The organism is Streptomyces sp. NPDC086519, assembly GCF_040686075.1.
GTDB lineage: Bacteria > Actinomycetota > Actinomycetes > Streptomycetales > Streptomycetaceae > Streptomyces > Streptomyces shenzhenensis.
The window spans coordinates 1-23,130 of record NZ_JBFBJL010000016.1 but is presented as its reverse complement, the minus strand read 5'-3'; the positions used below and the strand labels follow the sequence as shown (position 1 = coordinate 23,130).

The following is a 23,130-nucleotide window of genomic DNA, read 5'->3' as shown; positions in this document are numbered from 1 at the left end:
GGCAATTCCGGTGAATTGTCGGGCGGTTGGTTTACGCGCTGCCCGAAGATCAGATCAGATCAGTCGTCGTCGAGTCCCGCCTCTATCGCGTACCTCACCAGCTCCACCCTGTTGTGCAGTTGCAGCTTGCCGAGGGTGTTCTGCACGTGGTTCTGGACCGTGCGGTGCGAGATGACCAGGCGTTCGGCGATCTGCTTGTAGCTCAGGCCCTTGGCGACCAGCCGCAGCACCTCGGTCTCGCGGTCGGTGAGCCGGGGCGCGCCGGGCCGGTCGGCGTCCGCGGCCGGGGCCGGCTCGGAGGCCAGCCGGCGGTACTCGCCGAGGACCAGTCCGGCGAGGCCGGGGGTGAACACCGGGTCGCCGACGGCGGTACGGCCGACCGCGTCGACCAGTTCCTCGGTCGAGGCGGACTTGAGCAGGTAGCCGGTCGCGCCGGACTTCACCGCCTCCAGCACGTCGGCGTGCTCCCCGCTCGCGGAGAGGACCAGGACCCGCAACGCCGGGTTGTGGCCGACGAGTTCCTTGCACACCTGGACACCCGGCTTGGCCGGCAGATTGAGGTCCAGGACGAGGACGTCGGGCGCCGCGGCCTTGGCCCGGCGCACCGCCTGCTCGCCGTCCCCCGCGGTGGCGACCACCTCGAAACCGGACTCGGTCAGGTCCCGGGCGACCGCGTCCCGCCACATCGGGTGGTCGTCGACCACCATGACCTTGATGCTCATCACCGCTCCGCCTTCCCCGGGGAGACCTTCGGTACCGTCAGCTCGACTTCCGTGCCCTGCCCGGGAGTCGAGAACAGCTCGGCGCTGCCGCCGAGGTCGCGCAGCCGCCCCCGGATCGACTGGGCCACCCCGAGCCGCCCCTCCCCCTCGGCCTGGGCGAGCCGGCCCTCCGGGATGCCGGGGCCGTCGTCCCGTACGGTCACCACGACCTCGCCGGGCTCGTCCTCGACCAGGATCCAGGCCCGCGCCCCGTCCCCCGCGTGCCTGCGCACATTGTCCAGGGCGGCACCGACAGCGGCGGCCAACTCGCGTGCGGCCGCCGGTCGCAGCTCCACCGGCGCGCCGGGCTCGGCGAGGCTGACCCGGGATCCGGCGTACGGCGCGAGCAGCGTGCGCAGGTCGACCGGACCGCTGTCGTCCGGTTCCTCGACCAGGCGTACGACGGCGCCCTGGGCCTCGTCCTCCGAGACCCGCGAGGGGGGCACCAGGCCGCCGGAGACCAGCGTCCGCAGGGCCACCTCCTGCTCCCCGGCCAGCCGGCCCAGCTCCCCCGCCTCGCCGCCGAGCACCGCGCCGCGCCGCTGCACCATGGCGAGCACCTGGAGCACGCCGTCGTGGATGTCCCGGGCGAGCCGCTCGCGTTCCCGGGTGGCCGCCTCGATCTCCAGGGCGCGGGCGAGGGTGCGCTCGGAGGCGCGGGCGACCTCGACGACGTACCCGATGGCGATGGAGGCGACCCAGACCAGGACAACGTTGTGGACGGTGTCACGGGCGGGGTGGCCGCGCTCGACCAGGTTGGCGGCGGCGACCGGCGTGGAGGCGAACGCGGCCCAGCGCCAGCCGCCCTTGAGGGCGTAGGCGAGGACCGAGCCGGCGGTCCATATCGACGGCAGGGTCGGGCCGCCCCGGTCGAGGTGGGCCTGGGTGACCACCCAGGGGGTCAGCACGATGCCGGTGAGCGCGAGGGCGAGGTCGACGGCGAGGAAGCGCTTGGTGCAGGCCGCCGCGCTCTGCACGCGGGGCAGGGTCGCCAGGGTCCAGACCGTCAGGACGGCGTAGTAGGCGATGGCGACGCCCGCGCGGTCGTACTCGTGGTAGGCCGACGCGAACAGGCCGATCGCGTACGGCAGGGTCAGCACGCGGTAGCCGGTGAGGGCACGCCACATGGGCTGCTCGACCGACATCCGTACGACGCGTTCCCGCTTGCTCATGACCCCCCGGTCCCTCTGCCGGCCCCCCGGCCCGTTTCCCCCGGTCCGCCGGTCTAGGACTCGGTGGCCTTCTTCTCGGCTTTCGCCGCTTCCTTCTCGGCCTTGGCGGCCTCCGCGAGCTGCCGCTTGGCGGCCGTCGCGTAGATGTCCACGTACTCCTGGCCGGAGAGTTTCATGATCTCGTACATGACCTCGTCGGTCACCGCGCGCAGCACGAACCGGTCGTGCTCCATGCCCTGGTAACGGCTGAAGTCCAGCGGCTTGCCGATCCGGATGCCGGGCCGCATCAGCTTGGGCATCACCTGCCCCGGCGGCTGGATCTTCTCCGTGTCGATCATGGCGACCGGGATGACCGGGGCGCCGGTCGCGAGCGCCACGCGCGCGAGGCCGCCGGGTTTGCCGCGGTAGAGACGGCCGTCGGGCGAGCGGGTGCCCTCGGGGTAGATGCCGAACAGCTCGCCGCGCTCCAGCACGTCTATGCCGCTCTGCACCGCGGCCTCGCCGGCGCCGCGCGCGCCGGAGCGGTCCACCGGGAGCTGGCCGACGCCCTTGAAGAAGGCGGCCGTGAGGCGGCCCTTCACGCCGGGCGTGGTGAAGTACTCGGCCTTGGCGATGAAGGTGACCTTGCGGTCCAGCACCGCGGGCAGGAAGAACGAGTCCGAGAAGGACAGGTGGTTACTGGCCAGGATCGCCGGGCCCTCGGCCGGGATGTTCTCCAGGCCCTCCACCCAGGGCCTGAAGGTGACCTTGAGCGGTCCCCCGATAGCGATCTTCATCGCGCCGTACAACAACCGAGTGCCTCCTGTATCCGTCGATCAGACCTTAACCCGGAGCGCCGTGAATGAGCCCGACGACCCTGGTCGGTGTCAGTGCCGTCGCGTACGGTGAAGCACAACTGGAGTCGTCGTCCGTGCCTTGTTCAGTTCCGCCCCTCTCATGAATTGGAGACCGAAGGTGCCGGTTCTCCCCGGAGCCGAGCCGTTCCGCCATGACGGCGGGGAGGTCGGCGTCCTCCTCTGCCACGGTTTCACCGGCTCGCCCCAGTCGCTGCGCCCCTGGGCGGAGCACCATGCGGCGCATGGCCTGACCGTCTCCCTGCCCCTGCTGCCCGGGCACGGCACCCGCTGGGAGGACATGCAGGTCACCGGCTGGCAGGACTGGTACGCGGAGGTGGACCGCGAGCTGCGGCTGCTGCGCGAGCGCTGCTCCCAGGTGTTCGTGGCCGGCCTGTCCATGGGCGGCACGCTGGCCCTGCGGCTGGCCGCCAGAAACGGTACGGGGGTGGACGGCGTGGTGATCGTCAACCCGGCGAACAAGGTGCACGGGCTGTCGGCGTACGCCCTTCCGGTGGCCCGGCATCTCGTGCGCACGACGAAGGGCATCGCCAGCGACATCGCCAAGCCGGGCGCCGCGGAGACGGGGTACGACCGGGTGCCGCTGCACAGCGCGCACTCGCTGCGGAACTTCTTCCGCCAGGTGGACAAGGAACTGCCGCAGGTCACTCAGCCGTTGCTGCTCCTGCGCAGCACCCGGGACCACGTGGTTCCGGCGGCCGATTCCGCCCGCATTCTGAGCCGGGTGTCCTCCACGGACGTAACGGAGGTCGTGCTGGAACAGAGTTACCACGTGGCGACGTTGGACCATGACGCGGACCGGATCTTCGAGGAGAGCCTCGCCTTCATCGGCCGGCTCGCACCCAGTGTCGGCAAGGAAGGGACGGCCGCAGTTGGCTGAGCACGACTCCGACCGCGAGGACCGCGAGCCGGACGAGACGGGGGTGCCCTTCGACGAGGAGGCCGCCTGGGCGGCGATCGTCGCGGGGTACGGCGAGGAACCGCCGGACCCGCCGGGCACGACGCCCTTCAAGCCGGTGCAGGACCTCGCGCTGCCGGCGATGGAGGAGGACGAGCCCGAGGCGCCCGCCGAGGCCGCCGGAACCGGGGCCGGGGCGGCCGAGGAGGAGCGGCCCGTGCGGCCGCTGGGCAGTTCCGTCTCCTTCGCGCCCGGGGTGGGCGGCCCGCGTGACTACACGGCGCCGGAGCCGTCCGAGGACGACTTCGACGAGGACGACGAGGGGCACTTCGTGCCGCCCGAGCCCCCGCCGCTGCCCGAGGCCGACACCACGGCCAAGTTCGCCTGGCTGGGCGTGGTGGGCGGGCCGGTCCTGCTGCTGCTCGCGGTGGTGCTGGGCTGGGACATGACCTGGTGGCTGGCGACGCTGGGCATCGGCGGCTTCCTCGGCGGCTTCGTGACGCTGGTGACCAGAATGAAGACCGACGACGACGAGGACGGCGGCGCCGGACGGGGAGCCGTCGTCTGACCGATCCGCGGCCGGCCGAGGGCCCGTCCGGAATCACTCCGGGCGGGTCCTCGCGTCTCCCGGCGCGCCCCCTCTTCCCGGAACATGAAGACGTACGTCCGGTTCTCGTATCCGACGGTGAGGCGCGGGCGCAGACCGCTAGGAGGCGGCGGGGACCCTGAGGGCGGCCAGGACCGGGAGATGGTCGGTGGCTGTCCTGAGATCCGCGTCGGTGAGGCCGGGGAGGCCGGTCGGTACGCCGCAGCCGAGCACCTCGATGCCCTTCGTCGCGAAGATGGCGTCGATGCGCTGATGGGGGTCGGTGGACCAGGAGGTGAACTCGCCGCCCCACGGCGCGGTGGTACGGCAGTCCTGGAAGGCGTCGGCCAGACGGCGGAAGGTGCGGCCGTCGGGGCGGTCGTTGAGGTCGCCGCCGGCGATGGCGTGCTCCACGCCCAGGCCGGCGACCCGGTCGAGCAGCATGCCGCCCTGCTCGTAGCGCTCGTCCTGCTGGAGGCTGAGGTGGAAGCTGGTGACGCCGAGGCGGGCGCCGCCGAACCGGACGACGGCGGTCGCGAGGCCGCGGCGGTGCAGGCCGGGGGTGAGGGGGAGAAGCACGTCCTCGGCGCGCTCGACGGTGGCGCGCAGGCCGCAGAGGATCGCCGGGCCTGCCGCCGTGGCACCCCCGGTGAGGATCACCAGGCCGGATGCCGAGGCGAGGCGGGCGAGCTTCTTGCGCCAGCGGAAGAAGCGGGGAGCTTCCTGGACCAGGACCAGGTCGGGGGCGCAGGCGGTGATCACCCTTGCCAGGGCCCGGGTGTCGTCCCGCATCGAGCGGATGTTGTAGCTGAGGACGCGGATGACGGCGGAACCGTCGGGCTCGGTGCGGGAGTTGGGGAGCGGAGCCATGTGGATCAATGTACGCCGGGTGGCGGGGCCGTGCGCCTGCTGGGGTGGGGCGCGAGGCGGGGTGGGCGACTGCCGGTGTGTTGTGGCTGGTCGCGCTCACGCGGCGGAGCCGCATGGTGACACCGCCCCGCGCCCCCGAAGCCCAGGGCGTCACATGATCGGGTCGGGCTCTCTCGCCAGGTCGGCGGCGCCGACCAGGCCGGCCTCGTTGCCCAGCTGGGCCGCGATGACATCGGCCACCGGGCGCCAGTTGCCGCCTACCAGCCAGCGCTTGTAGGACTTGCGGATCGGGTCCAGGACCAGTTCGCCCTCGTCCGAGAGGCCGCCGCCGACGATGAACGCGGAGGGGTCGAAGAGGGAGGCCAGGTCGGCGAGGCCGGCGCCGGCCCAGCGGGCGAGCTCGCGGTAGGAGTCGACGGCGACCGGGTCGCCCTGGCGGGCGGCCATGGAGATGTGCTTGCCCTCGATGCCGTCGGGGGTGCCGTCACCGAGGCCGAGCAGGACCTCGGCGTTCTCGGGGGTGGCGTTGGCACGCTGCTTGGCGTACCTGACCAGGGCGCGGCCGGAGGCGTACTGCTCCCAGCAGCCCTGCGAGCCGCAGCCGCACAGCAGCCCGTCCGGGACCATCCGGATGTGCCCGAACTCGGCGGCGACCCCGAAGTGCCCGCGGCGCAGCTTGTTGCCGATGATGATGCCGCCGCCGAGGCCGGTGCCGAGGGTGATGCAGATGACGTTGCGGTGGCCCTTGCCCGCGCCGAACTTGTACTCGCCCCAGGCGGCGGCGTTGGCGTCGTTCTCCACGACCACGGGGAGGCCGACGCGGGCCTCGACCTCATCCTTCAACGGCTCCTGGCGCCAGTCGATGTTGGGCGCGAAGTAGACCGTGGAGCGCTGCCGGTTCACGTAACCGGCGGCTCCGATGCCCACGCCGACGATCTCGTGCCCGGCACGGGCGCCCTCTACGGCGGAAGCAATGGCGTCCACGATGCCCTCGGGCGTGCCCGGGGTCGGCACCTTGTGGGTCGAGAGGATGTTGCCTTCCTCATCGACCACGCCGGCCGCGATCTTCGTGCCGCCGATGTCGACGCCGATGGTGAGTCCCATGAATCCCTCAGTTTCGGTCGAGCCCCGCTACGGCCAACCGTACCCGAGGCCCTGCCGTCGGGTTCTCGTCGTCCGTCCGGTGGATGGACCGGTCGGCGGTGCGGGGCGCGGACTCAGGGATGCGACGGGGCTGTCAGTCCAAGTCGATGCGTTCGCCGGGGCCGGGGCCGTCGTCCTTGTCGTGGCGGCCGGAGGCCCAGCGGGCCTCGTGGGTCTGGACCGCGGAGCGGTAGGCGGCGAGGAGTTCGCTGCCGGCCGCGGCCAGGTGGTCGAAGACGTCCGGGTTGCGCTCTATGACGGGCTCGACGGCGTTCTTCGCCTGCTGGACGACCTGCCGGACCACCTGCTGGGCGGCGGGTCCGGCGACCGCCCCGAGCAGCGGGGGCTGGATGCCGGAGAGCTTGTCGGCGACGGCGTCGACGAGTTTGCGCAGTTCCTCGGCGGCCGACCCGGGGGGCTGGCCGTACCGGGCGCGGCGGCGGGCCTTCTCGGCCTCCAGGTCCTCGGCGCAGGCGGTGGCCCAGGCGTCGTCGTCCGTCGCCCGTACCTCGTCCGCGGCCTCGGAGGCGTCAGCTGTGGGGCGCTCTTCGCTCATGACGGACTCCTGACTACGGTTCGTCTCTACGACGTTACCCGAACGGGCGTACCGGTTTCACCGTCAGCGCGGCCACAGCGCCGGGTCCGGCGCGAAGCGCAGCCGCAGCTCGCCGTCGCGCAGGGCGGCCCCGGCGACGGTGCAGCGGCGCAGGGCCGACGGCAGGGCGACGATCCGGCGGAAGCCGCCCACGGTGACGACGACCTCGTCGCCGCGGCGGACCAGGTCGAGGTCGTCCCGTACGGCGCCGGCCAGCGGGATGTGCCAGACGAGGACGCCGTCCTCCTCGATCCGGTCGGCGACGGGCCACTCGACCGGGGCGGGCGCGATGTTGACACCCGGCACGGCGAGCGCGGCCAGGTCGTCGGTTCCCCGCGGGTCGTGGCCGAGGTGGGCGACGGGCGTGACGTCGTACGTCTCCCCCCACTCGGCGAGGGCCTTGCGCTGCTGGGCGACGAGGGCGTGCAGCGGCGTGGCCTCGGGCAGCACGCGGTTGGCGACCAGGGTCGCGGCGGGCAGGCCGCGCAGGGCGAGGCCGAGGCGTGCGGTGCGGACGGCGTCGGCGCCGGCCGGGCCGGGTTCGGCGACCAGGTGCACGGCGGTACGGCGGTCGGCGAGGACGGCCTCCACGGCGGCCAGCTCGGCGTCCCAGCGGGCCGCGGTCTCGTAGAGCCAGTCGGCGGGCATCGGGACGCCGGCGAGGCGGCCGAGGACGGGGCGCAGGGCGCGGGCCGCCTGCCGCTCGGGCGGGAGCAGGCGGCGCAGGTAGCGGCGGAGCTCCTCGGGGAGGGAGAGGAGGGCGAGCGCCTGCGGGGCGGGGGGCAGGTCCACGACGAGCAGCTCGTAGCGCTCGGAGAGGGCGGCGTCGCGCAGGGCGCGCAGGAAGGAGAGCTCCTCGGCGCCGGGGAGGGGCGTGAGTTCCTCGGCGTCCAGGCGGGAGGCGCCGAGGAGGTCGAGGACGTTCGCGGCGCGGGTCTGGAAGGCGGTGAGGTCCTCGCGGAAGCGGGCGGCGGCGTCGGGGCGCCATGCGCTGAGGGTGGGGGTGAGGCGGGTGGGCTCCGGTCCTGTCGCCGCGCCCAGGGCCGCGCCCAGGGTGTCGGTGCGGTCGGCGCTCAGGACGAGGGTGGTGGTGCCCTCGGCCGCGGCGCGCAGGGCGGTGGCCGCGGCGACGGTCGTACGGCCGCTGCCGCCTGGGCCGGTGATCAGGATGGTGCGCATGAGGGTGAACCGTAACTGAAGCGGGCCTCGCTTGATCGGTGCCCGGAGCTGGGGCTGGCCGCGGGGGGTGTCACTTACCTGCGCCGGCAGGGTGCCGCCGCGCCCACCCGTGCCGCCCAGCGGCACGACTGCCCGCAGCTGGGTAGCTATGTAGCTGACGCGACTGCAGCGCCCCGTAAGGGGCGCGGGGAACTGCGCGACCAGCCACCGCGCACCCGCACCCGGGGTCCTACGCGTACCCCAGCGACGCGCCCCTAGCTCACTTCTCCCCCGACTCGACCCTCTTCTTCAGCCCCGCCAGCGCCCGGTCGATGATGACCTTCTCGGCCTTGCGCTTGATCATGCCGAGCATCGGGATCTTCACGTCCACCGTCAGCGAGTACGTGACCTCGGTCGAACCCGTGCCCGCCGGCTTCAGGAGGTACGAGCCGTCCAGGGAGCGGAGCATCTGGGACTTCACCAGCGTCCAGGAGACCTCGTTGTCGCCGGTCCACGTGTATCCGAGGACCTGGTCGTCCTTGATCGCGCCGGCGTCCATGACCAGGCGGACCTGCTCGGCACGGCCCTGGGCGTCGGTCCTCAGGACCTCCGCCTCCTTCACTTCGCCGGTCCAGTCCGGGTAACGCCCGAAGTCGGCGATCACCGCCATGACGTCGGCCGGGGCCGCCTCGATCGTGATGTTCGAGCTGGTGTGTTCCGCCATCGCCGTGGCTCCTCCAGTGCGGGCCGGTGGGACCGGTGGGACCAGTAAAAGGGGTCGCCGTGCGCGACCGTGCGCACGCGTGTGCAGCGTGAAGGCTACCGCGCGTCCGACCAGCCGACTTCACCCCCTGTCCGGGGCCGTCACCATTCCAGCGCCCAGGGCCGGCCGGTACCCGCGAAGTGCCCGACGTTCACGCACTCGGTGGCCCCGATCCGCATCCGCTTCACCAACGGCTGGTGGACATGTCCGAAGAGCGAGTACCGGGGGCGGGTGCGGCGGATGGCGTCCAGCAGCGCCCGGCTGCCCCGTTCGAAACGGCGCGCGACGGTGTCGTACACCAACTCCGGCACCTCCGGCGGGATGTGCGTGCAGATCACGTCGACCTCGCCGAGCGCCTCGATCTTCGCCGCGTACTCCTCGTCGGAGATCTCGTAGGGGGTGCGCATGGGGGTGCGCAGCCCGCCGCCGACGAAACCGAAGACCCACCCGCCGATCTCGACCCGCTCGCCGTCGAGAACGGTGGTGCCCGGGCCCGCGTACTCCCGCCACAGCGGCGGCATGTCGACGTTGCCGTAGGTCGCGTACGTCGGGGTCGGGAACGCCGCGAACATCTCGGCGTACTGCTTGCGCACCGCCTTCTCGATCGCCGTCGCCCGGTCCATGCCGATCCCGCCCCACAGCCGGGCCCCCAGCTCCCGCGCCTCCTCAAAGCGACGGGCGGTGCGCAGTTCGACCAGGCGGTCGGCGTTCTCGACGCCGAACAGGTCGGGGAAGATGCCGCGGGAGTGGTCGGCGTAGTCGAGGAAGAGGACCAGGTCGCCGAGGCAGATCAGGGCGTCGGCGCCGTCGCCGGCCCTGGCCAGGTCACGGGCGTTGCCGTGCACATCGCTGACCACGTGGACACGGGCCCTTGGGGTGCCGGAGGGTGTGGCTGCCATGGTGATCAAGGGTAGGCCTGTGCGGCATACGTGAACAGGCGGTGGCCGGACCTGCGGTTACTGGTCAGTCACTAAGGCCGTGGACTACCGTACGCGAAGGAACACCAACCGTGTGACGCACCGAACATCTCGCCAGGACCCCCTGTCGAAAAACCCATACCGGCGGGTAACGTCCGGGCAGTCCAGTCGTGCTCAGGAATTCAACCACCGGATCTTCCAGCCCGTGGCGAACCCTGAGCACCTGCCCGAGCCTTGGACCGCACCGTCGCATCGCACAACGTCGTGGCGCCGGCGCCCTATGAGGAGCAGCAGTCTTGCGCGAGTTCAGCCTTCCGGCTTTGTACGAGGTCCCCGCGGACGGCAACCTGACCGACATCGTCCGCAGAAACGCCGCGCAGCATCCGGACGTCGCCGTCATGGCCCGCAAGGTCGCCGGTGTCTGGCAGGACGTGACCGCCACCGCCTTCCTGGCCGAGGTGCACGCGGCCGCGAAGGGCCTCATCGCCTCCGGCATCCAGCCGGGCGACCGGGTCGGCCTGATGTCCCGCACCCGCTACGAGTGGACGCTCCTCGACTTCGCGATCTGGAGCGCCGGCGCGGTCACCGTGCCGGTGTACGAGACCAGCTCGCCGGAGCAGGTGCAGTGGATCCTCAGTGACTCCGGCGCGACCGCCTGCGTCGTGGAGCTCGACAACCACTCGGCCGCCGTCGAGTCGGTGCGCGAGACGCTGCCCGCCCTCAAGCACGTCTGGCAGATCGAGGCCGGCGCCCTGGAGGAACTCGGCAGGCTCGGCCAGGGCGTCACCGACGCCACGGTCGACGAGCGCAGCTCGCAGGCGAAGGCGGACGACCCGGCGACCATCGTCTACACGAGCGGCACCACCGGCCGCCCCAAGGGCTGTGTCCTCACCCACCGCGCCTTCTTCGCCGAGTGCGGCAACATCGTGGAACGGCTGCGCCCCCTCTTCCGCACCGGCGAGTGTTCCGTCCTCCTCTTCCTGCCGCTCGCGCACGTCTTCGGCCGGCTCGTGCAGATCGCCCCGATGATGGCGCCGATCAAACTGGGCTGCGTCCCGGACATCAAGAACCTCACCGACGAGCTGGCCGCGTTCCGGCCGACGCTGATCCTCGGCGTCCCGCGTGTCTTCGAGAAGGTCTACAACTCGGCGCGCGCCAAGGCGCAGGCGGACGGCAAGGGCAGGATCTTCGACAAGGCGGCCGACACCGCGATCGCGTACAGCAAGGCGCTGGACACCCCGTCGGGCCCCGCCCTCGGCCTGAAGATCAAGCACAAGACCTTCGACAAGCTCGTCTACAGCAAGCTGCGCGCGGTACTCGGCGGCCGGGGCGAGTACGCCATCTCCGGCGGCGCCCCGCTGGGCGAGCGTCTGGGCCACTTCTTCCGCGGTATCGGCTTCACGGTCCTGGAGGGCTACGGCCTGACCGAGTCCTGCGCGGCGACCGCGTTCAACCCCTGGGACCGGCAGAAGATCGGCACGGTCGGGCAGCCGCTGCCCGGCTCGGTGATCCGCATCGCGGACGACGGGGAGGTGCTGCTGCACGGCGAGCACCTGTTCAAGGAGTACTGGAACAACCCGGCCGCGACCGCCGAGGCACTGGCCGACGGCTGGTTCCACACCGGTGACATCGGCACCCTCGACGAGGACGGCTACCTCAGGATCACCGGCCGCAAGAAGGAGATCATCGTCACCGCCGGCGGCAAGAACGTCGCCCCGGCCGTGATCGAGGACCGGATCCGCGCGCACGCGCTGGTCGCGGAGTGCATGGTGGTGGGCGACGGGCGGCCCTTCGTGGGCGCGCTGGTCACCATCGACGAGGAGTTCCTGCGCCGCTGGGCGGCCGACCACGGAAAGCCGGCGGATGCCACCGCGGCGTCGCTGCGTGACGACCCGGACCTGATCGCGGCGATCCAGGCCGCTGTCGACGACGGCAACGCCGCGGTGTCGAAGGCGGAATCGGTGCGGAAGTTCCGCATTCTGTCCTCCCAGTTCTCGGAGGAGTCGGGCCACCTGACGCCGTCCCTGAAGCTCAAGCGCAACGTGGTGGCGAAGGACTACGCGGACGAGATCGAGGCCATCTACCAGAAGTAGAACGGCACTTCAGGCCTCCGGCAACTCAGAAGTCCTCGGCGAGAACCCGTTCCATCGTCCGCTCGGCGAGAGCGGTGATGGTGACGAACGGGTTCACGCCGATGTTCCCCGGCACGAGCGAACCGTCGGTGACGTACAGCTTCGAATACCCCTTCACCCGGCCGTAGTCGTCGGTCGCCCGTCCCAACACGCAGCCGCCCAGCGGGTGGTAGCAGAAGTCGTCCGCGAACACCTTGCTGGCCGAGCCGAACAGGTCGTACCGGTAGATCGTCGCGTTGGCCGAGTTGATCCGGTCGAACAGCTTCTTGGCCATGGCCACCGAGACCGCGCTCTGGGCCGCGGTCCAGCCCAGCTTCACCCCGTCGCTCGCCGAGTCGTAGGTGAAGGACGCCCGTTGCGGGTTCTTGGTGATCGCCAGGTAGAGGCTCACCCAGGTCTCGAACCCGATGGGCAGCGGGGCGATCTCCGCGAAGACCGGGTTGTCGGTGTTGGCCCAGTCGTCGATGCCCATGACCGGCATGGTGGCCTGGTTGGCGCCGGTGGTGTCCCAGATGTGGTTGGCGCGCCCGAGCATGGTGTTGCCGTTGGTGCTCCAGCCGCCTCCCACACTGGAGTTGAGCGCGGGCAGCGCACCGGTGTCCCGGGCCCGCACGAGCAGTTCGGTGGTTCCGAGACTGCCCCCGCCGAGGAACAGGTACGTGCAGCTGTACTGCTTGCTCTCGACGACGGCTCCGGTCGTGTCGATCCGGTCGACGCTCAGGACGTACGACCCGTCGCCGGCCCGCGTGACGGCCTTCACCTTCTCCAGGGTGTGGATGGTGACGTTGCCGGTGCCGAGGGCGGCGGCGAGGTAGGTCTTGTCGAGGCTCTTCTTGCCGTAGTTGTTGCCGTAGATGACCTCCTGGGCGAGCGCGGACTTGGTGACGGTGCCGGCGGCCTCCTGCTCCATGTACCCGAAGTCGTAGACGTTCGGTACGAAGGTGGTCTTGAGCCCGGTGTTGGCGGCGGCCTTCCGGGAGGTCCGGGCGAACTGGTACCACTCGGTCGACTCGAACCAGGTGGCGTCGATGGTGTTGACGCCGAGCATGGTGCGGGCACGCGGGAAGTACGTGTTGTACATCGCGCTCGCGTCCACGGTCGGGAACTGCTCGGCGAAGTACGACTGGAGCGGGGTCACCGCCATCCCCCCGTTGACCAGCGACCCGCCCCCCACCCCGCGTCCCACGTACACGGACATGTTGTCGTAGTGCACCCGGTCGAGCACGCCCGCGTAGGGGGTGATGTCCTTGTTGACGACGTCCAGCCAGAGGAAGGTGGCGAGCGGGGCCTCCGTGCGGGACTTGAACCACATGGACCGCTGGTCCGGGGCGGCGGTGGAACAGAAGATCTTGCCGTCGGAGCCGGCCGTGTTCCACAGCTGGCCCATCTCGATCATGACGGTCCGGATCCCGGCCTGTCCGAGCCGGAGCGCGGCCACGGCCCCGCCGTACCCGGAACCGACCACGATGGCCGGGGCGTTGTCGACGTCGGCCGCTTCCTCGGCGGCCTGCGCCGACTGGAGACCGACACGGCTGAGACCGGCCGCGGCGGCCGTCTGGAGGGCGATCATGCCCAGGATGTGACGTCTCGTCAGCTGACGCTGCATCAGTTTTGCTGTCATGCACGCAGCATGTGCGGATTTTCGGCTTCCGCCTAGAGCTACGGCAGCAGCAGCGCCCCGTCAGGGGCGCGGGGAACTGCGCGACCAGCCCCCACCGCCCCGCAGGCGAACAACGGCCTCAAAGCGCCCTACAGCAACGCCTTCAGCCGCTCCGCGAGGAGGTCCCACCGCCACCGCTCCTCGACCCACCGCCGCCCCCGCTCCCCCGTCCGCCGGCGCAGCTCCGCATCCCCCAGCAGCACGACGATCCGCTCGGCGGTCTCCTCCACCGAGCCGCCCCGCACCACCCACCCGGTCTCCCCGTCGAGCACGGCGTCCGGCGCCCCGCCCGAATCCCCCGCCACCACCGGCAACCCGGTCGCCGAGGCCTCCAGGTACACGATCCCGAGCCCCTCCACGTCCAGCCCGCCCCGCCGGGTCCGGCACGGCATGGCGAACACGTCCCCCGCGCCGAAGTGCGCGGGCAGCTCGGCCCACGGCACGGCCCCCGTGAACCGCACCGACGCCTCGACCCCGGTCTCCCGCGCCAGCCGCCGCAGCTTCTTCTCGTACGGCCCGCCGCCCACGATCAGCAGCACCGCGTCCGGCTCGGCGGCCAGGATCAGCGGCATCGCGAGGATCAGCGTGTCCTGCCCCTTGCGCGGCACCAGCCGCGACACGCACACGACCACCGGCCGCTCGCTCAGCCCCAGCCGCGCCCGCACCTCGTCCCCGCCCGACCCGGGATGGAAGGTCTTCTCGTCCACCCCGGGCGGCAGCTGCACCATCCGCCCCGCGGCCTCCGTGCTCAGCGCGGTCGCGATCCGGGAGCGCGTGTACTCGCCGAGATAGGTGATCGTGTCGGTCGCGTCCCCGATCCGCCCGAGCAGCTGCCGGGCGCCGGGCAGCTGCGCCCAGCCGGCCTCGTGCCCGTGGGTGGTGGCGACCAGCCGCTCGGCCCCGGCCCGGCGCAGCGCCGGCGCCATCAGGCCCAGCGGGGCCGCCGCCCCGAACCACACGGACGTGCACCCGTGCTCCCGCAGCAGCCCGACCGCCGTCCGGGTCGCCCCCGGCGTCGGCAGCAGCATCGTCGTACGGTCGCGTACGACGGTGAAGGGCTGCTCGGCGTCGAACGCGGCGGTGGCCTCGGCACCCTCCCGGCCCCGCTTCCACGTGGACGCGTAGACGACGAGCCGCTCGGGATCCAGCCGCAGGGCCATGTTGTGCAGAAATGCCTGAATGCCACCCGGCCGGGGCGGGAAGTCATTGGTCACGATGAGGGTCTTGTTCATCGGCGCCGACCATACCCGCACAGTGTGTCCGGCCGTGCTTCATGGCCCCCGCACAGGACGCCGGGAGATCATGTGGCCCACTCGACACGGCGATGCCGACGGACAGGGGCTCAGGTGGACAGGACGGGCGTGCGGCGTGCCCTGGCGTTGCCGCTGGTCACCTGGGGTGCCACCCGAGTGGTGCTGCTGCTGTTCGTCCTGAGGGTGTTCGTGTTCCCGGGCGTGGACGTCACGAGCGACGTGTCGGTCATCTACCAGGGCTGGTACGAGGTCCTTCGGCACGGAACGTTCCCTCTGGACGACGTCACCTGGCAGTACCCGCCCGCGGCCGCCCTGGCGATCCTCTCCCCCGCGCTGCTCCCCTTCCTGGACTACCCGACCGCGTTCTTCGTCCTGGCCTGCCTCGCCGACCTGGTGGTCCTCTCCCTGCTGCTCCACGCCGGCCTGCGCCCCGGCCGCACCCTGCGCGGCGCCTGGGTCTGGGTGGCCGGCGTCCCGCTCCTCGGCCCGACCGTCTACTCCCGCTACGACCTGATGGTCACCGCCGTCGCCGTCGCCGCGCTGCTCGCCGGGGCCCGGCACCCCCGGATCACGGGCACCCTCGCCGGGTTCGGCGCCATGGTCAAGGTGTGGCCGGCGCTGCTGCTCGTGGGTGCCGTACGGCGGCGGACCTGGGCGTCGGCGGCGGTGACGGCGGGGGCGGTCGGCGCGCTGTTCGCGGTGGCCATGCCAGGGGCGTTCGCCTTCCTGACCTTCCAGCGGGACCGGGGCACCGAGGTGGAGTCGCTGGGCGCGCTGGCCCTGCACATCGCCCGGCACTTCGGCTGGCACGGCGAGGTGCAGCTCAACTACGGCTCGATCGAGTTCCTCGGTCCGCACGTGCGGGCGGTGAGCACGGCGGCCCTGCTGCTCACCGCGCCGGCGTTCGGCTGGCTGCTGCTGTGGCGGCTGTCGGCGGTCCGCTTCCGCTCCCACACGCTCGCGGACGCGGCCTTCACCGCCGTCCTGATGTTCACGATCACCAGCCGGGTGATCAGCCCGCAGTACATGGTGTGGCTGGTGGGGCTGGCCGCCGTCTGCCTGTGTTTCCGGGCCGGCCGCATGACCCTCCCGGCCGTCCTGGTCCTCCTGGCGGCCTTCGTGACGGTCCTGGAGTTCCCGGTCGGCTTCTCGCACGTCGTGGTCAGCGACTGGTACGGCATCACCCTGCTGGTCCTGCGCGACGGACTGCTCCTCGCGGCCACCGTCGCGGCGGCCCGCGTGCTGTGGCGCTCCACGGTGACCGGGGCCGCCGCCCGCCCCTTCCCGGCTCAGGCCGCCCGCACGAAGGAGACCCGGATCTCCTCCTGAGCCCGGGACAGCAGACCTCCCGCGGCCACGCGCCGCGCCCCCGTCGCCGGGCCCGGCGCCAGGCAGATCCCGGGCCGCCGGGCCTCCCTCGCGCCGGAGAAGGCCGGGTGCGCCCGGCGGCAGGCCGGGCGCCGTAGGGCTGAGTCAGGCGTCGCCGAGCTGAGCCGCCACGTAGTCACGCCAGCGTGCGGTGAAGTCCGGCAGGGTGGTCCCGAGTTCCGTCCGCAGCGCGTCCTCGACCGCGCCCGCCCGCCCCTGGTGCGCGCCCACGGCCCGGTAGAAGGCGCCGAGCTTCCCCTCGCCCCAGCGGCCGGCGATCATCCGGCAGGCCAGCCAGCCCCCCTCATAGGCTTCGGCCAGTGTGGTGGGGTCGTCGGTGAAGCCGAAGTCCTTGTCCGCCGGAAGGCCGTCGGGTGCGTCACCGGCCGCGACGGCGCGGGCGAGTTCCGGCGCGACCTCGGTGGGCGTGCGGCCGGTGTCGAGGTAGCCGATCCAGTCGGCGTAGCCCTCGGAGAGCCAGAGCGGGGTGGCGGGCGTGGTGTGGGCGCGGGTGGCCACATGGGTCGTCTCGTGGGTGAGGACGACCTGCCTGCCGACCGCGCCGAGGACGGCGTACGCCTCGGGGTTGAGGATGACCCGGTCCGCCGGGGCCTGGCCCGACCCTCCCGCCTCCCCGGTGGTGACGGCGGCGATGCCCCGGTAGTTGGCGGCGGGGGCGCCCAGCAGGGCCGCCATGCCGTTCAGCGACCCGGGCACCAGCAGGACCACCCGCCGGGTCCAGTCCGTCCCCCAGGCCCTGGTGACCTCGGGGACGGCGGTGTCGGCGAGCCGGGCGTAGTCCCGCAGGGTGGCCGGGGACTGGCCGACGCCGAGGACGAGGCTGTGGGTGCTCTTGACGGCGGTCACCCTGCCCTGGTCCCAGAGCTGTTGCCCGGACTTCTCGGCGGGTTTGTCGTATGTGACATACCACTGTCCGTCGGCGGTGCGGCTGAGGGCGAGCGTGCGGTCCGTCGTGACCGGTGCCCTGTCGTAGCCCCGTATCCGGTAGCTGAGCCGCGCGTCGGCGGTGGCGCCGGCGCCCTCGGGGTGGAGGGCGGTCAGCCGGTAGCTCCAGTCGGCGAGCGGTACCGCCCGCAGGTTCACGTACGAACCGCGGGTGCCGGTCCCGGCGTACGCCTTCTCGTCGTGAGCGAGGACCGCGGCCGCGCGGCGGTCCAGGACCTGCTGCACGGCGGTCATCGCCGCGCCGGTCGGCGACTGCCCGCCGCCGCATCCGGCCAGCGGCAGGAGCAGCAGACACAGCCCCACCACTCCTGAGCACCACGCCCGTCCACGACCAGCCACTTTCCGATGGTACGGGTCGGGGCCCGCGCATCAGGGCCGGGTGACGGAGGAGACGGGCATCATTCCGACCGGGTCGTAGCGGACCGGGGCACCCGGGTAGGGGGCGTGGATGACCTGGCCGTTGCCGACGTACATGGCCACATGGCTGGCGTCGGAGCGGTAGACGACCAGATCACCGGGGCGCATCTGGGAGAGCGGGACCTGGCGGCCGGCGTAGCGCTGCTCCTGCGAGCTGCGCGGGAGGTGGATCCCGGCGTGGGCGTACGACCACTGCATCAGGCCCGAGCAGTCGAAGCCGGAGGGGCCGTCCGCACCCCAGACGTACGGCTTGCCGAGGGCGGAGCGGGCGGCGGCGATCGCGGCGGCGGCGCGGCCGTCGGGGGCGACGACACCGAAGAGGTACGGCAGGTCGTCGCGGCCGTCGCCGCGGGAGGCGTGCTCGAAGGCGGCGCGGTCGGCGGCGGGCATCGCGGCGAGGAGTTGCCGGGCCCTGGCGAGCCTCCGCTCCACGACGGCCTTGTGGGAGGCGACCGCCTTGCGGCTGCGCTCCAGTTCGGCGAGTTTCCCGGCGGCCTCGGCACGCTCCTGGGCGAGTTCGCGCATCGCCGTCTGGAAGTCCTTGAGCCGACCGGCCTGGCGGACGTCGATGCGGTCGAGGACGGAGGCCCGGTCGAGGTAGTCCTGAGGGTTGTCGGAGAACAGCAGGGCCACGGTGGGGTCGACGCCGCCGGAGCGGTACTGGGCGCCGGCGAGCGAACCGAGCTTCTCCCGCATGGTGTTGACGCGCTGCTGCTGGCGGCCGATGCGGTCCTGCGCGTCGTTCACCTGGCGGCGCAGCGCGTCGGCCCGCTCGTCGGCCTTGTCGTAGGCCTGGGTCGCCTCCTCGGCCTGCTGGAACAGCCGGTCCAACTCGGCGCGGCCGTCGGCGCGCGGGGCGGCGCTCGCCGGTACGGCGCCGAGCGCGGCGGCCGCGGCCGACAGTGCGCAGAGAGCGGCACCGGCGCCCCGGTTGAACCCGGACGGTGCGAGACGGCGATGAGACCCCACGGGAGAACAGCACCCCTTCCGTTTGTATCGGACGCCGGCGCTCTCCCCCGGGTACCGGGGAGAGTCGGCGGACTCTGACGCCCTCCCCCGCCCGGAGACGGGGAATTCCGGTCCGCACCGCACAGCGGCGCCACCACGGGTTCCTGTTTCACAGGCCGCCGCCAACCCGGGTGGGCTGGTCCTGCGCGGCCTCCGCAGGCGTGACTTCCCGCCCGTCCGGCGGTAGGTCCGGCAACTCGGTCGCCGAACGCGGCGATGCTAGCCACATGACCGGCCGACGGCCAAAGGCCTCCACGGCCGCGCAAACGCGACGCCCCGCCGCTGACGCAGGTCACCGGCGGGGCGTGGAGTCAGTTGTGGTCGCCGTGATTCGCCCGTTCGGGCGCCACGATGAGTTGATCTTGGGGCGTACCGGGGTCGGCGCTGCCCGGTGGGGTCAGATGCGGACGCCGAACTCGAAGGTCATGTCGCCGATCGCCTCGTAGCGCACGACGGCGCCGGTGTGCGGGGCGTGCAGCACCTGGCCGTTGCCGGCGTAGAGGCCGACGTGGTGGTAGTCGCCGTAGAAGATGACCAGGTCACCGACCTTGAGGTCGCTCTCGCTGTAGATGCGGGTGCCGGCGTTGGCCTGGGCCTCGGAGGTGCGGGGTATGGTCACGCCGGCCTGGGCGTAGGCCCAGGAGGTCAGGCCCGAGCAGTCGAAGGAGGACGGGCCGGAGGCGCCGTACACGTACGGCGAGCCGATCCTGGACTGGGCGGCGGAGAAGGCCGCGGCGGCCCGGCTGGAGGCGGAGCCCGTGTTGCCGAGGTCGACGCGGGAGGAGGCGCGGCTAGCGGCCTGGGCCTGCTCCTGGTCCAGCGCCGCCTTCTCCTTGGCGGTCAGCGTGTTGAGCAGCTTCTGCGCGTCGGCGAGCTTGGACTGGACGGCCTTCTTCTGCTTGGCCAGCTCGGTGCGGGTGGCGGAGAGGTCCTTGAGCTTGTCGGTGGCCTCTGCCCGCTCCTGGGCGAGTTCGCGCTGTTTGTCCTGAATCTTCTTCAGGGCCTCGACCTGCTGGCCGCTCAACTGGTCGAGCGTGGACGCCTTGTCGAGGTAGTCGTCCGGGTCGGACGAGAGGAAGAGCTGGACCGACGGGTCGATGCCACCGGAGCGGTACTGCGCGGTGGCCAGCGAACCGAGGCTGTCCCGCAGCTTGTTGAGCTCCTCCTGACCACGAGCCACGTTGTCCTGGATCGTGGAGATCTCCTTCTGGAGCTTCTGCTGCTTGTCCTTGGCCCCGTCGAGCTTCTCGGTGGCCTGCTCGGCCTCCTCGTAGAGCTTGTCGACCTTCGCCTTGACCTCGTCCTTGCTCAGCTTCTCGCTGGGCGCCGCGTTGGCGGCGTTGGCACTGAGGACTACGGCGGCGGCTGCTGCGGTCGTGAGCACGGTCACGCGCGCACGGCTGGGCTGCTTGGGTCGACGATGGGACGCCACGGAGACGGGCTCCTTCGTTTGAGTGATCACCCGTGTGGAGGTTCGAGGCCAGACCCTAGTGACCTACCTGTGATCAGTTCAAACCCAGCAGCCAAAAAAGTGGTCACGCAACGCACTCTTTGCACATAACTCACGACCAGTAACGCGCGATTGACGCTACGTTGCGTGACGGTTCGGTCAATTCGGGCATTGCATATGCGGGTTGCACGTTCAGGACAGTCGCTTCAGAAGCATCGCAGAAGCGACCGGTCGGGCACCGGCCCGGGCGACCCCGTCAGCGACCTCGCGGTCCGTGGAGGCGACGATCACCGGGCGGCCCGGCGGCTCGGCGCGCACCAGCTGGCGGATCAGCTCGTCCGCGGTGACACCGGGCTTGGAGAAGAGGACGCGGACCCCCCGCGGCGGGGCGAGCAGCACCGGCGCGACCAGCTCGGCGCCGTCGAAGACGCAGGTGACCTCGGCGCCGGTCTGGGCGGCGAGCTGGGAGAGCTGGCCGAGCAGCCGCAGCCGCTGCTTCTCCAGCGGCATCTGCGGATAGCCGGTCTTGGTCACGTTGTAGCCGTCGACGACCAAGTGCGCCTGGGGCAGGGCGAGCAGCTGGTTGAGAATGGCGGGGTCGTTTTCGGACAGCGCCCGCGCGGCGATGTCCTTCGGGGTCATCCGTCCGGGTTCGACCGCGTCCACGGTCTCCGCGGGCCGCACCGACACCGGCGGCAGCGCCAGTTCCCGGCGCAGCCCCTGGGCCGCGTCCAGGACGGTGTCGAGCAGCAGCCGCAGCCGCATGTCCTCGACGCTGCGCCCCTCCCGGGCAGCCCGGCGGCTGGCCTCCAGGGCCGCCTCGACCTCGCTGAGCCGGGCCTTGAGCCGCCGGCTCTCGCTCTCGGCGGCGGACAGCAGGGACTGCCCCTCGGCCCGCCCCGCCTCCATCTCGCCCTGCAACTTGCGCAGCGCCGCCTCACCGCGCTTCACGTCGCTCAGCGCGGCCCGCAGCTTGCGGTGAAGTGATTCCGCTTCCTTCTTCGCCGCGTCCAGCTCGGTGCGCAGCCGCTCCGTCTCGGACCGGGTCTGCTCCCGGGCCCGGTCCAGCTCCTCGCGCAGCCGCTCCAGTTCGGCCCGGCTCTCCTCGTCGGCCCGCTCGGCGTCGGCCCGCTGGGCCTCCTCGCCGGCCGAGGCGACGAGCTTCACCCAGCCCGTGGGGCGCAGTACATAGGCCGCGGCCGCCACATCGAGCGGGTCCGCGGCCGGGGGCGGGGAGCCGGAGTCCAGGGCGCCGGCCAGTTCCGGCTGGGCCTCTCTCAGCTTCTCCCCGATCCGCTGCCGGAAGAGGGTGTCCGTCTCCAGCGCGGCCGCCATGGCGTTCCCGGCGAACTTGGCCCGGCGATTGGGGGCGAACCTGGCGTACTGCCGCAGCTGCGCGGGCAGCTCGGCGACGGTCAGCCCGCCGAACCCGTCCGACACGATCTGCACGACACGCCGTCGCACGCCGTCGGGCAACGGACGGTCAAGCACCTCGGCGGTGCCGTCGCCCGGCCCCCCGCCTGTGGTCTCCACCATCCGTCACACCCCATCACCTGTACGGGGCCGGCTCCCGGACTCAGGAGTCGGCGCCCGGCCTGTCCACTAGTTCCACCTGGTCCACCGCGTTGCACCAGCGGCAGCGCACCGACTCGATGGTCTCACTGACCACCTCGCGCTCCTCGACCGTGGGCTCACCGGCCAGGTCGAGGTGCACGTACTCGACCACCTTCGACGAGCGGGTCACGTCGAAGCGCGTGAGGTTGCCGCAGAGAGTGCAGCGCCACCGCGTCGTGGCGGTCGGCAGGGGAACCGTCATCGTGGCTTGTTCGCTTCCTTCTAGTGTCCGTGACGCGCCGTCCCGACGCGTGTGGCTCGTAACCCTACGGCCTGGCGGGTACTCGACGCCGCCCTGTCCACGGCGGCGAGGCGATCTGCACCACCACGTCCGGTTACGTCATGCTCTGTATCCATGATCGGCAACTGGAACACGACGGCCGCCCGGACCCTGCGCAGGCTGCGGGGCACGTCAGCACCCATGACGTACGCCCTGATCGCCGTGTGCTGCCTGATCTTCGCGCTCGGCCCCGCCTCGGGCCTCACGCCGTCCTACGGCACCGGAGAGGCCCTGGTGGCCGCCCAGCGGGCGTACTTCCGGCGGTGGGGAGTGGTGCCCGCCGATCTGTTCGCCGGTCCGGCACGGGAGGCGCTCACCCCGGCCACCGCGCTGTTCATCCACGGCAGCTGGGTGCACCTGCTCGGCAACATGCTCTTCCTCTTCGTCTTCGGGGCGATGACCGAGGAACGGATGGGCCGCACGGAGTTCACCCTCTTCTACGTCGGCTGCGGCTATCTCGCCCTCCTCGGCTACGCGGCCGCCAACGCCTCGTCCCAGCAGTCGCTGGTGGGGGCGTCCGGGGCGATCTCGGCGGTTCTCGGCGCGTTCCTGTACCTGTTCCCCAGCGCCCGCGTGACCAGTCTCCTCCCCTTCCTCTTCTTCCTCCCGCTCCGCTTCCCGGCCTGGGTCGTCCTGCCCTTCTGGGCAGCCCTGCAGTGGGTGGCCCTGAGCCAGGCCCCCGCCGGCCCCGGCGTGGCCTATCTCGCCCACCTGGTCGGCTTCGGACTGGGCTTCGGCTACGCGTGGGTGCGGTACAGGAAGAAGAAGGGCGAGAAGCACGGCCGCACAGGGGCGGTGGTGGGCGACGGGCGGGCGACTAAAGTGAGGACCGCCCCAGCTCCGGCACCCGAGGGAGAGAACCAGCCGTGATCACCGCGATCGTCCTCATCAAGACCAGCGTGGACCGGATCCCCGAGATCGCGGAACGGATCGCCTCACTGGAGAGCGTCAGCGAGGTCTTCTCCGTCACCGGCACGTACGACCTCATCGCCATGGTCCGGGTGAAGCAGCACGAGGACCTGGCCGACGTCATCCCCGGCCGGATCAGCAAGATCCAGGGTGTGGAGGCGACGGACACGCACGTGGCGTTCCGCACGTACTCGCAGCACGACCTGGAGGCGGCGTTCGCGATCGGCCTGGACAGCTAGGGGCTTCGCCTTCGAAGCGCCCGCCGCTGGAGCGCCCCGTAAGGGGCGCGGGGAACTGCGCGCGCAGTCCCCCGCCGGCCCCCCGCCACGCCCCGGCCGCCGGGGGCCACCGCGGGG

Annotated in this window: 22 protein-coding genes; 6 read left to right on the top strand and 16 right to left on the bottom strand. The window is 71.9% G+C overall.

Annotation, left to right across the window (positions count from 1 at the left end; all coding sequences use genetic code 11):
• Window positions 1–59: 59 nt before the first annotated feature.
• Genes AB0P24_RS17100 through AB0P24_RS17090 form a run of 3 tightly spaced genes read right to left on the bottom strand, consistent with a single transcriptional unit; the run spans window position 60 to window position 2,709 of the window.
• Window positions 60–722: a response regulator transcription factor gene (locus AB0P24_RS17100; protein WP_365794667.1), complete on the bottom strand. Its 663-nt coding sequence runs from the start codon at window positions 720–722 to the stop codon at window positions 60–62.
• On the bottom strand, window positions 722–1,933 hold the full coding sequence (locus AB0P24_RS17095) for a DUF5931 domain-containing protein (protein ID WP_365794665.1): 1,212 nt from the start codon (window positions 1,931–1,933) through the stop codon (window positions 722–724). Before AB0P24_RS17095 ends, AB0P24_RS17100 begins: the two co-directional genes overlap by 1 nt.
• A 53-nt stretch (window positions 1,934–1,986) precedes the next feature.
• Window positions 1,987–2,709, bottom strand: coding sequence for a lysophospholipid acyltransferase family protein (locus AB0P24_RS17090; RefSeq protein ID WP_365794663.1), 723 nt, complete (start codon window positions 2,707–2,709; stop codon window positions 1,987–1,989).
• A 178-nt stretch (window positions 2,710–2,887) separates the two neighbouring features.
• On the opposite strand from AB0P24_RS17090, the gene AB0P24_RS17085 reads away from it, so the two are divergent.
• The gene (locus tag AB0P24_RS17085; RefSeq protein ID WP_365794661.1) at window positions 2,888–3,667 is read left to right on the top strand and encodes an alpha/beta fold hydrolase; all 780 of its coding nucleotides are present in this window, start codon (window positions 2,888–2,890) and stop codon (window positions 3,665–3,667) included.
• Entirely contained in the window at window positions 3,660–4,253 is a 594-nt protein-coding gene (locus AB0P24_RS17080; protein WP_365794659.1) for a hypothetical protein, read from the top strand. The genes AB0P24_RS17085 and AB0P24_RS17080 overlap by 8 nt, the downstream gene beginning before the upstream one ends.
• A 138-nt stretch (window positions 4,254–4,391) precedes the next feature.
• Here the strand turns inward: AB0P24_RS17080 and AB0P24_RS17075 are convergent, their stop codons facing one another.
• The 6 genes from AB0P24_RS17075 to AB0P24_RS17050 all read right to left on the bottom strand — a co-directional run bounded on the left by AB0P24_RS17075 (window position 4,392) and on the right by AB0P24_RS17050 (window position 9,699).
• On the bottom strand, window positions 4,392–5,141 hold the full coding sequence (locus AB0P24_RS17075) for an endonuclease/exonuclease/phosphatase family protein (protein WP_365794657.1): 750 nt from the start codon (window positions 5,139–5,141) through the stop codon (window positions 4,392–4,394).
• Between the two features lie 150 nt (window positions 5,142–5,291).
• On the bottom strand, window positions 5,292–6,245 hold the full coding sequence (locus AB0P24_RS17070; RefSeq protein ID WP_365794655.1) for an ROK family glucokinase: 954 nt from the start codon (window positions 6,243–6,245) through the stop codon (window positions 5,292–5,294).
• 133 nt (window positions 6,246–6,378) lie between these two features.
• Window positions 6,379–6,840, bottom strand: a complete 462-nt coding sequence (locus AB0P24_RS17065; RefSeq protein ID WP_365794653.1) for a DUF5304 domain-containing protein — start codon at window positions 6,838–6,840, stop codon at window positions 6,379–6,381.
• 63 nt (window positions 6,841–6,903) lie between these two features.
• On the bottom strand, window positions 6,904–8,058 hold the full coding sequence (locus AB0P24_RS17060) for an ArsA-related P-loop ATPase (protein ID WP_365794651.1): 1,155 nt from the start codon (window positions 8,056–8,058) through the stop codon (window positions 6,904–6,906).
• 259 nt (window positions 8,059–8,317) lie between these two features.
• The gene (locus AB0P24_RS17055; protein WP_365794649.1) at window positions 8,318–8,761 is read right to left on the bottom strand and encodes an SRPBCC family protein; all 444 of its coding nucleotides are present in this window, start codon (window positions 8,759–8,761) and stop codon (window positions 8,318–8,320) included.
• Between the two features lie 140 nt (window positions 8,762–8,901).
• Complete coding sequence (locus AB0P24_RS17050) at window positions 8,902–9,699, bottom strand: metallophosphoesterase (protein WP_365794647.1); 798 nt, start codon at window positions 9,697–9,699, stop codon at window positions 8,902–8,904.
• 314 nt (window positions 9,700–10,013) lie between these two features.
• On the opposite strand from AB0P24_RS17050, the gene AB0P24_RS17045 reads away from it, so the two are divergent.
• Window positions 10,014–11,810 carry an AMP-dependent synthetase/ligase gene (locus tag AB0P24_RS17045; RefSeq protein ID WP_365794645.1) on the top strand — a complete coding sequence of 599 codons (1,797 nt, stop codon included), beginning with the start codon at window positions 10,014–10,016 and terminating at the stop codon, window positions 11,808–11,810.
• A 25-nt stretch (window positions 11,811–11,835) separates the two neighbouring features.
• Here the strand turns inward: AB0P24_RS17045 and AB0P24_RS17040 are convergent, their stop codons facing one another.
• A complete protein-coding gene (locus AB0P24_RS17040; protein WP_365794903.1) occupies window positions 11,836–13,419 on the bottom strand; it encodes a GMC oxidoreductase in 1,584 nt (527 codons plus the stop codon).
• Window positions 13,420–13,598: 179 nt separating this feature from the next.
• The gene (locus AB0P24_RS17035; protein WP_365794643.1) at window positions 13,599–14,741 is read right to left on the bottom strand and encodes a glycosyltransferase family 4 protein; all 1,143 of its coding nucleotides are present in this window, start codon (window positions 14,739–14,741) and stop codon (window positions 13,599–13,601) included.
• 114 nt (window positions 14,742–14,855) lie between these two features.
• Between AB0P24_RS17035 and AB0P24_RS17030 the strand changes: the two genes are divergently transcribed.
• Window positions 14,856–16,091 (top strand): glycosyltransferase family 87 protein, encoded by a 1,236-nt coding sequence (locus tag AB0P24_RS17030; protein WP_365794641.1) that lies wholly within the window; start codon window positions 14,856–14,858, stop codon window positions 16,089–16,091.
• A 144-nt stretch (window positions 16,092–16,235) separates the two neighbouring features.
• On the opposite strand, the gene AB0P24_RS17025 is transcribed toward AB0P24_RS17030, so the two are convergent.
• The 5 genes from AB0P24_RS17025 to AB0P24_RS17005 form a co-directional block, all read right to left on the bottom strand.
• A complete protein-coding gene (locus tag AB0P24_RS17025; RefSeq protein WP_365794639.1) occupies window positions 16,236–17,435 on the bottom strand; it encodes a hypothetical protein in 1,200 nt (399 codons plus the stop codon).
• 30 nt (window positions 17,436–17,465) lie between these two features.
• Window positions 17,466–18,482, bottom strand: a complete 1,017-nt coding sequence (locus tag AB0P24_RS17020; RefSeq protein ID WP_365794637.1) for an NlpC/P60 family protein — start codon at window positions 18,480–18,482, stop codon at window positions 17,466–17,468.
• Between the two features lie 436 nt (window positions 18,483–18,918).
• Window positions 18,919–19,953 carry an NlpC/P60 family protein gene (locus AB0P24_RS17015; protein WP_365794635.1) on the bottom strand — a complete coding sequence of 345 codons (1,035 nt, stop codon included), beginning with the start codon at window positions 19,951–19,953 and terminating at the stop codon, window positions 18,919–18,921.
• A 210-nt stretch (window positions 19,954–20,163) separates the two neighbouring features.
• Window positions 20,164–21,507 (bottom strand): NYN domain-containing protein, encoded by a 1,344-nt coding sequence (locus AB0P24_RS17010; protein ID WP_365794633.1) that lies wholly within the window; start codon window positions 21,505–21,507, stop codon window positions 20,164–20,166.
• A 40-nt stretch (window positions 21,508–21,547) separates the two neighbouring features.
• A complete protein-coding gene (locus tag AB0P24_RS17005; RefSeq protein WP_225096775.1) occupies window positions 21,548–21,787 on the bottom strand; it encodes a hypothetical protein in 240 nt (79 codons plus the stop codon).
• Between the two features lie 153 nt (window positions 21,788–21,940).
• Here AB0P24_RS17005 and AB0P24_RS17000 point away from each other — a divergent pair, with 153 nt between their 5' ends.
• Together AB0P24_RS17000 and AB0P24_RS16995 are read left to right on the top strand one after the other, a co-directional pair.
• The gene (locus tag AB0P24_RS17000) at window positions 21,941–22,735 is read left to right on the top strand and encodes a rhomboid family intramembrane serine protease (RefSeq protein WP_365794630.1); all 795 of its coding nucleotides are present in this window, start codon (window positions 21,941–21,943) and stop codon (window positions 22,733–22,735) included.
• Window positions 22,732–23,013, top strand: coding sequence for an Lrp/AsnC ligand binding domain-containing protein (locus AB0P24_RS16995; protein WP_365794628.1), 282 nt, complete (start codon window positions 22,732–22,734; stop codon window positions 23,011–23,013). Before AB0P24_RS17000 ends, AB0P24_RS16995 begins: the two co-directional genes overlap by 4 nt.
• Window positions 23,014–23,130 lie beyond the last annotated feature (117 nt).